The organism is Aeromonas sp. JL9 (genome assembly GCF_024436075.1).
Lineage (GTDB): Bacteria > Pseudomonadota > Gammaproteobacteria > Enterobacterales > Aeromonadaceae > Aeromonas > Aeromonas veronii.
The window spans coordinates 237,995-246,945 of the sequence record NZ_JANFNV010000003.1 but is presented as its reverse complement, the minus strand read 5'-3'; the positions used below and the strand labels follow the sequence as shown (position 1 = coordinate 246,945).

Genomic DNA, 8,951 nt, shown 5'->3' with positions numbered 1-8,951 from the left:
TTTTGTTATCCGGTTTGAAGCCGTATGACCACTCCCTTTTGTGGGCACCTGTCAGGTGAATACCATTTCCATACAAACAAAGTGAACTCCACCTCCGAACTCCCTTGTCTTTATTTCTTTATGTTCCTCGCAATTACAAGGGCCTATAATTCTATCTTTTTCTAAAGACTCTCTTTTATTTCTGATTTCTAAGAGTTCGTCAATAAGTAGATTTGCATTCATATTTTTCCTTTAGCTCTAGGCATAATTATTTCCAGTCGCAGGATAGTCGTCCTGCGAATACACGGGCTATTTATACCAGAGTAACTCTATTAGGTTACAGCCATAACAGCAACAGGTGGTCGACATGTCTGACTCAAGTATTTTTTTTCTGGGGCTCGGCGTTCATAAAGGCCCCACCGACATGGCAGTGCTCTGTTTACGCTGGGCATGACTCCCCGCCTCTCCCCCCCCTGATTCCCAACTTCCAGTCCGCTGCTTTGTACCGAAATTGAGTGTCACAGGCATCCATACTACTGTTGGTAATATGTCGGGAAAAGGACGGTGACTAGCTTTGTAATGGGGTCTCATTGGGGGAGCTATGAAGACGGGCAGGGAACGAGCAAGTGAGGGGAGGGGGGGACTCTTTCAATTCTAGTTCTGCAGGGGCACTACAAGAGTAGGTGGTGCGGTAATCCATCCCGATCAGCTGAAGTGATATTGCTCGCTCAAGGCACCAATCGCTTTCTCGTGTAGTTCGACAGGGTGAGGAGTCTTACTACTATGGCTGTATACATACTCTGATTGGCAGAGTGTGCAATGAACAATGATGGTGGCTATGAGGAATACTGAGTCTCCAAAGCCGCCATCATACGCATTGCTCAACCGATTGGAGGCATTACCCACAGTCGTATGCCAAACAATCAGAGGGTTTATTTCAACAATATTGCTCTCCCATCTACGAGATTGCCGAGAGCCCGCTGGGCACTGGAATCAGTGCAGCGCGTTCTTCAGCACCGGCGTAGTCGCCCGCAAACCATTCGTAATGAACTTCTTTGGCAACTGAAGCTGGTGGTTCTTTATTTTCAATAACAATAATTTGTAAGTGCTTCGGCAACAGGGTCAGTGAATGCCAGAATCCGGCTTCAACTCCTTCGGAGACTGGTTCGTTTAAACCTGATACGGTAGCCGCATCTTTCTTCTTGTAACTGGTCAGCGGCGAGTCGATAACCACCAGTCCTGGATGCGGTAGCCCATTGTTAACGCAGTATCTCAGAAGACCAATAATAAAGGCAGAATAGAGAATTGCGCGGACACCCTTGCCGTGTGACTGTCGGGGTTGTCCGTCAACAACGATGTCATACTCCTTCTCATCGAATGTAACGCGAGGCGCTGAACCCCACTTCCACTCAGTCAAGACTGCTTCTATTTCTGTGCAAAGACTCGACAGTGACTGGGAAGAAAGCCCCCCCCATTCCGGCTTCGGCTGGTTGCTATCGACAAGCGATTTTTGGATATCTTTTTGGCGTTTATGTAGTTCGATCCACCTCTGTAGATCCGTTTGTTCAGCATCCCTTTCGGCTCGGCGCTCGAACAGTTCTTCAAGGTGTTCTGCGGTGCTCGCCAGCAGAGGCGTTAAGTTACGAGTGAGGTTTTCCTGGAGATTCTTAAGTGCGGCCTGAGCAACGTTCTTCTCTTTCTCCAGCTCACTTTTTCTGTGGTCAACACTAACCATTGCCTTTTGGAGGTCCACCAAGTACGCATGAATCTTTGCAGCTTCAGCTATTGCTGAACGCCGAATTTCATCACTGCTCATCAGTGTCTGTGTTCTTTCTCCATGATGATGGGGGAGTGTTAACTGTTGCCCGCAAAGTGGGCAAGGTACTTCTTGAAGGGACTCAAAGTAATGAGATCCTTCTGCAAGAAAGTCCAACCGCTTCAGGTCGGAATGGTATCGCTCATCAAGTAGGCTGTATCTCGATTGGATTTCTGCTACCCCCAGTAACTGGGATTCAGCCCTTAAAGCTAGAGCTGTTGTTACTTGTGTTTCCTCGTGCAAACGGGAGATTGCAGTTGTTGCTGCTTCCACCTCTTCAGTCAATTTAGCGATCACATCATCAAGATCATCGTCAGAGCCGAGGGCTATCGGAACGCTATTCGGCCCAGCTCCAAAACGTTCCTCAAGCGGCCGAATTAGCTCCTGCACAACTTCGAGCTTCGCCTGGAGCTTTGCCTTCACTATTTCACCTTTCTCCGCTGCCACAATTCCATCATCGTCTTTGCCGGTGAGGAGATACGAAAACGTGCGTTTGCGTGCCGTATCGTCAAAGCTGGGCCTACCCGTTATCGGAGAGTGTTCGTCAATGATGGAGACTTCGTCGACCAGAAAGAGGGGCGAAAGAGTACGCACGGAGAGACGCTGCGTTTCTCCGAGAACATTTTTGCGTAACTTGGCCTCTTTAATTCCTGCGAAGGGGAAAAATATGGAAGTAACGTCCGGTCCCTTACTCTTGCCTTTACGGACAGGCGCAATTATCTCGCCCTTATCGCGGATGTCGCGGGTTGGGACGTAATGAGCTAGTAGTTTGCCACCATCCAACGCACGTTCTAGTGTGAGCACCTCGTTATTGGAATTTTCGAATTCTACAAAAAGGTGTGTATAAGCAGCTGCCACTTTGAGAGGTTTTTTAAGCTGTTCCGCGCCAAGAATATAGTCGAGGCAGCGAATCAGGAAGCTCTTACCGGTATCCGATTCTCCCGCAAGGATATTCGCACCACTATCGAAATCCACGAACGCATCTTTAACACCATTACCGCGTAAAAGTATTTTATTTATCCGGAGCATTGTTACAAATCCAGTAAGTCTATTGCGGTCAAGCGATCGAATTCAGCACCCCATCGGCCCACATTTTTAGCCATAAAAGAAGCAAGCTCGTCGTTTGATGTGTGACCAAACCTCGTTGTCACCCACTCGGCCCGTTCTGCAAGTTCTCTCGCATAAGGGGACACTAAAAGCTGCAAAAATCGCCCAGTCAGCTCGGAAGCCCGATACAGAACCCCTTCGGGAGAAAAAACAACCTCTATCAATTCCCTTGTGAGCATCAGATTAAGCCCTGCTTGAATTGAACTACGCTTTACAAGCAGCTCTGCTCCTCGATGAGGTACAGCCGGGTGAAGACTTTCAGGCCCACTATGGACATCGCCGGTGTGCACAAGGAGGTAGTCATAAGATACCATTCTTTGAAGGTCTATCGCCTGACTACCTGCTGCGTGTAATATGAAGAGCGCACGAAACCCATATTCCAAGGCGGAGTTAAAGGGCCTTTCATTGAAGTGTCTCTCAGTTTCGGGAGCTTTAGTCATGGATTGCACCAGTCAATCACCTTCTCGTTGGCCAATTGATGACACATACCTTCACGGTCTTTACTCGTGACATGAGCAGCAAGCGGATGCGAACCAAGTTGCAGTGTTTGAGCCGCCTTCACGGTACTTTTCAGACGGACCAATGGTATTCCTTCGTGATCCGTGTATGTGTAGTAAAGTCCATCATCAAATTCGCCCAGCAGGGTATTAAAGTATGCTTGATTTGCCATCTGATCCCTAGCAAGCTCCTTTAATCCTTCCGCACAGTAAAACGTAATCCGAGAACGTTCGAAAAGGTTTACGTGACTAAGACTCGTTTCAAAATCAGCGAGGGTCTGAACTGGTCTCGCAATATCGTGGCTGATGACGGCGTATAGTTGCTCAACATATACGGTCTCTATCGGATCGACTGCGGATGGTGGGGCCTCGGGTGGAATGCGCTCAATAAGAGGAGCGCCAAAGACCGTGAGATGAAACGAGGTTTTGCTATGTTCTTCAAGCAAATCATGTGGCTGCTTTGCACGAAAAATACTGAAGTCAAATTTATCGATGTAGTCCCGGAGTTTTGTTGTCAGGGGGATGTCGTGCTTTGATGTGACCGCTTTAGCATAAGTCGTCCACCCGGAAAGAATTGCATGCTTGAGCTTGTCTGGATCGTCAAGAAGGTCTTGAAACGGTGACGTGACACCTTTGTGCGTCACAAAGTAGTATGCTTCGGGTACAGTGTAGTCCTCGACAAAAGTATAAAAAATGACTTTTGCAATTTCGACACCGGCCTTTGAAAGCCCCAAGTTGGCATCATAATGCTTGCATTGGTACAGGAACCATCGTCTAGGCGAAACATTTGCTGGATCAAGCCACACGACTATGTCTCGCCCCTTATCTCCAGCTCCGCCACGCTGCTGAACTTCATTTACATGCTGCTGTTTGGCAAGGTAATCAGATGCCCATTCGAGCGTGAATCGTTCAAACTCGGCGGCACTGAATTGCGCCAGACGAACAAGGGGGGCGATGGGTAGTCCCACACCTAGCCCAAGCAACCGAGCATTAGCTCCCGGCCAAGGGGTAGGTGCAGACAATTCGCTAAACGTTGCCCCAACACTCTGTTTGGTTTTCCCTGCCACTACCACCCCCATGAGTAAGTCATATCCATATGATATTACTAGCAAATTTATTTTAAAGAAATACTACACTGATACATGAAAAGTAAGAGAATGCCTCGGCCGAGGTATCTTTGCTAAGTAATTGTCTGTATCTGGCGACCTGTGGAGCATCCTGCTGTGGGACAGGAATTGGATTCAATTTGTGTGCGTGTGCAGTCAATCACGATGTTTTGCTTTCAGTTCCCACTGGATATCCCTGTATAGCAACCTGCGGCCATGCTCCGTGATAGAGTGCCTCAAGAGTCCATATTACATCCAAATCAATGAAGGGAAAGGTGTGGTGACTGAGTTTGTGATAGGACGCGTTGGAAAAGAGATGAAGGAATGTGAGTATGAATAGCCACCTGTGTTCTAGTTACATCCCTGTCCATTCTCAGTAACGGGTAGCGATTCACTTTCAGTTTGCTAGCAATAATGTCAGCTACGCCTTGGCCTGACGCCACTTAGTTAGCCATCGATACTGTTCGGGATGAATGCGTAACAGCTCTGCGATAACTGCTTCACGTTTATCGGCTGTCATCCGGGTAAGAAGCGACCTGACATCCGACATAATACTGTCACGACCAGCGCCTCTGGCTTCCGCCTTGCAATACCACTCATGTCCCTCACTAATGTTGCCAAGCTCGATACAGACTGCGCCAAGTAGTGTGCAGGGGCGAAAGTTGTTGGGTTGAAGACGGTGAGCTTCAGCGCCCATGTTCAATGCGGCAGTATGGTCGCCATGGTCACGCATCGCACCACCATGAGTGGTGAGAATGGCGGATTTCAGCTTAGGCTGAACCTGCCGCTTGGCGGGGATGGCACTCAGCAGAGCAATCGCCTCATTCGATGCTGCACATTTGCGCAAGTGTCCGCTGGCATTGACTGCACTCCATGGGTTCTTGCTGTTGCGGTACTCTGCCAGCCAGTGATCCGCTTCGAGTCGGTTGTAGCTATGCAGAATCTCCTTTGTCTCGTACTCACGGCCATTGCTCTTGAGCCAGATGGTTTCAGTCTCCAGTAGCCGTGTACCTGCATCCAGCTTGAGAAGGATTGCCATGAGCTGTTTGAGGTGATGTGATTCGACATATCCAGTGACACCATACTTCTCCCTGAGTGCTTGGTTCTTCATCCGTGCGATGTACTTGGGGTCACTCTCACGCTGAATCCGCTCAGCCTCAAGTCGCACACTTCGGGCTTTCTGCTCGGCTTTATAACGTTCTTCATCTGCGGCCTTCTGAGCGGCGATCTCGCGTTGTTTCTGTTGCGCAAGCTCGTTTCGTTGCTCCTGTTCTGCTTTCCCTTTTTGGTCGAACTGCTCTTGGGAGAGGTCGCCGGTCAAGAAGCACAGCAAGGCATTCAACCCCCTGTTCAAGAGAAATTGTCTGTTTGCTGCTGATATCGTCGCGCCTTGTCCGGCAGCGACAAGGAGGCTGTGCAACCTGGCACCGCCCGTGATCGCACTGGTGATATCATCCACCCAGAATTGTTTGGCCAGTTCATGCGGGGGGAGGGACACAGAATTCTGGCCATCGGCCAGACCATTTTTGATCCGGAACTTCTGCAGGTAATCCCAAGTGGGATTTTGACTGGTCTTCTCTATATTAGCTTTGTCGTCTGGCTGAGCAGCCAAGGGCTTCGTGATTGAAGGTTGGTAGCGATGCACAATCTTTCGGCCCTTATAGTAAAGAGATTTAGAACGGCGCTGCTCCTGTTCTACCGCAGATTGGCGTCTGAACTCAGGGAGAGTCATATCGCCGTTGATAAAGCCCCTCAAGGCGTTGAGATCGTAGCTGGCTAGAATGTCGTAGCGGGGCGAAGTCAGAGGCTCATTCCTGAATATGGCTACGAGCAAACTATGGAGGTTATCGCCTATCGATAGGGCAGCAGGAATGTCATCGACACCGTAATAAGTTGCGAGATCCATGGGCGAGATAGACATCGAGCACACTCCTTGTGCAAAAAAAGAATTAGTACAATAGCGCCGCTGACTTTTTACCTGCAATGGGTGGCTTCAAATTCATCGCAGCGAATCCCCCGGTGTTCCCCTATACCCAAAGGCCTCAAACTGAGGGGCATTCAAGGATGACGGGATAAGTTTGCTGACTGATGGCGTATTAGTTGGTAATCAAGCCCTGTTAGCCAGCCTTGGCAACGTCCCGTACTTTTTGCTCTACCTGGTGGGCTATGGCCTGGATCTGGGCCAGTTCAAGTGAGCCAGCCCTAAATTGGGGGAGTTGCTTGGGGAGTGCTGCGGCACTGACGATGTAGGGGAAGGTGATCTTCTGGCGTAAATCCACAAACCAGCCAGGTAGAACCAGAACGCCACCTACAGGGACTTCGGTCCCAGTTGCACTGTTGAGCCAGTTACGCACTGTAGTGACGTTACGGCGGACCTGTTCGAGCGGCGCTTTTTCAACATGGTTTGGGAAGTGAAGCGCATCATTTTCGACCCGAACCTTGAACTGTTTTTCTCCATTGTTGATGGGTTTGGAGCGACCCTTAGTCTCGATGACAAAGACCCCGTTAGGGCAGATGATCAAATGGTCGATATTGAATCCATCAAACGGGATATCGTGGTAAACCCGATAGGGGTGTTGTTGGGGCCTAACGATTTGATCCAACTCTTGACCCACTGCCAGTTCACAGGAATAACCCAGCTTGAGGTGCTGAACCTTGTTGGCCATTCTGTAAGTTTTGGTTGTGCCATAGATAAAGAGGCTCAGCATGACGAACCCGGAAACCAACATCACAGTCGTGCTCATAGCCCTCTTATCGAGGTAGCTCTGTAACAAGAGGTAGAACCCGATCATCATCATGGTCAATGGCGTGAATAGCATTTGGGAAAAGAGGTCTATCTGTAGGTCTTGGATTTGCTGTTGCAGGGTGTGACCCGCTGGCCTGAGCAGGTCGGCGGTCAACGGGCTGACCCTATGTGAGCGAAGCCTTTTTCTTATTAACAAGATGATCCCGACAGATAAGAATATTGGGCACAAGAACAAGCCAGTAGTTGCCAGAACAGATACCGCGAGCGACGAGAATTCCATTTCATGCGTCTTTTTGGGGATGTGGTGAGGACAGGTTAGCTGACCTATAGGAGTCTATCCATTGGGATGTGGGGTAAGTATCACAGTATCTGATTATCCCCAATGGAGATCTTACACCTTGTGGTGTTAGTGAGATAAAACAGAGAGTTACTGCGCCTCCTTTGTGCGCAAATGGGGTTCGTTGCGCTTGGGTTTACTTGGCTGGTTATATGTTTACTGATGCGACCCGGAAGCTGGGCGGCTGTAGCAACTCACTCGGTGGCCTTAGCAAGCAGTCCTATGACAACACTTCCCAATGCCCACCCTTGCGCGGACCAACAAAGCGCAATCGCCCCGCTTTAACCAATGCGGCAGCTGCTCGCTCCACCGTGCTGGTCGATTTGCCTATTCGCTCGGCTACTTGTGTCAGGGTCAGGGCAGGCTCGCTCGCTAAGAGCGCCAACACTGCATCCGGTGTTTTTGCCCGCATTTCTACCTTCATTTCTACCGGCGTTTCTACCCTCACTTTTTCTGGCGGGGTGGGCTGAGATGTCGGCTGTGCGGTAATCGCTTCGGCCAACGCATCTCGCAGCGCCTCTAGCAGAAACAGAATAAAATCGGTGCAGTCACTCAGCCTGTCGGCCTGACTTAATTGGTGGTAGTAGTGCTCTTGGCGCTCTTTGATGATCGCTTCCACCGGCAGGAAGGCCATCACTGGTTGCCAACGGCTCAAGATCACCGTTTGCCACAAGCGTCCCATACGACCATTTCCATCGGAAAAGGGGTGGATAAACTCCAACTCGTAGTGCAAGGCACAAGAGGCGATCAAGGGATGGGCCTCTGTTTCTGCCAACCATTGCATCAGTTGTTCCATCAGACGCGGAACCTGAGTCGCGGGGGGAGCCATATGCACTAATTGCTCACCTCGATAGATGCCGACCCCACTGCTACGCCATTGCCCTGCGTCATCGCATAACCCGTGCATCAAACGTCCATGGGCCCTGAGCAAATCTGCAGAAGAGGTAGGGGCCCAAGCCGACATTGCTTCATAAGCGGCAAACGCATTGCGCACCTCCTGGATCTCACGGGGCAATCCCAGTACAGGTTTGCCGTCGATCACTGCCGTGACTTGATCCAGGCTCAGGGTGTTGTGCTCGATAGCCAGGGATGCCTGGATGGTGCGGATCCGGTTTTCCCGGCGCAGCATGGGGACTTGCGAGCTCTGCGTCGAGCGCCATTGCCCCACCAATTCTGCGATCTCCGCCACCCGGCTCAACATGGCGTGGGTCAGGGTGAAGGGAGGGGAATAGGCTGCCATGGGGTACTCCGACTGAAACGATTGCAAATGCGAAGGCTCAGAGATTATCAGATCGGGGGCAAGACCAACACGGCGGCGTATCTTTGCGAATTCTGTGATAAGCGATATGCGATGCCCTATGAC

The 8,951-nt window shown here is 50.2% G+C and carries 6 protein-coding genes; all 6 read right to left on the bottom strand.

Annotated features, from left to right (window positions below; translation table 11 throughout):
* Nucleotides 1-937: 937 nt before the first annotated feature.
* Nucleotides 938-2,824, bottom strand: coding sequence for a hypothetical protein (locus NOM06_RS04625; RefSeq protein ID WP_163147252.1), 1,887 nt, complete (start codon nt 2,822-2,824; stop codon nt 938-940).
* Between the two features lie 2 nt (nt 2,825-2,826).
* Nucleotides 2,827-3,342, bottom strand: a complete 516-nt coding sequence (locus tag NOM06_RS04620) for an ABC-three component system middle component 2 (RefSeq protein ID WP_255910044.1) — start codon at nt 3,340-3,342, stop codon at nt 2,827-2,829.
* Nucleotides 3,339-4,466 (bottom strand): ABC-three component system protein, encoded by a 1,128-nt coding sequence (locus NOM06_RS04615; RefSeq protein WP_255910043.1) that lies wholly within the window; start codon nt 4,464-4,466, stop codon nt 3,339-3,341. Before NOM06_RS04615 ends, NOM06_RS04620 begins: the two co-directional genes overlap by 4 nt.
* A gap of 460 nt (nt 4,467-4,926) precedes the next feature.
* Nucleotides 4,927-6,426: a hypothetical protein gene (locus NOM06_RS04610; protein WP_255910042.1), complete on the bottom strand. Its 1,500-nt coding sequence runs from the start codon at nt 6,424-6,426 to the stop codon at nt 4,927-4,929.
* 196 nt (nt 6,427-6,622) lie between these two features.
* The gene (locus tag NOM06_RS04605) at nt 6,623-7,405 is read right to left on the bottom strand and encodes a nuclease-related domain-containing protein (RefSeq protein WP_255910041.1); all 783 of its coding nucleotides are present in this window, start codon (nt 7,403-7,405) and stop codon (nt 6,623-6,625) included.
* Between the two features lie 403 nt (nt 7,406-7,808).
* A complete protein-coding gene (locus NOM06_RS04600) occupies nt 7,809-8,828 on the bottom strand; it encodes a Fic family protein (RefSeq protein ID WP_187364501.1) in 1,020 nt (339 codons plus the stop codon).
* Nucleotides 8,829-8,951: the final 123 nt, after the last annotated feature.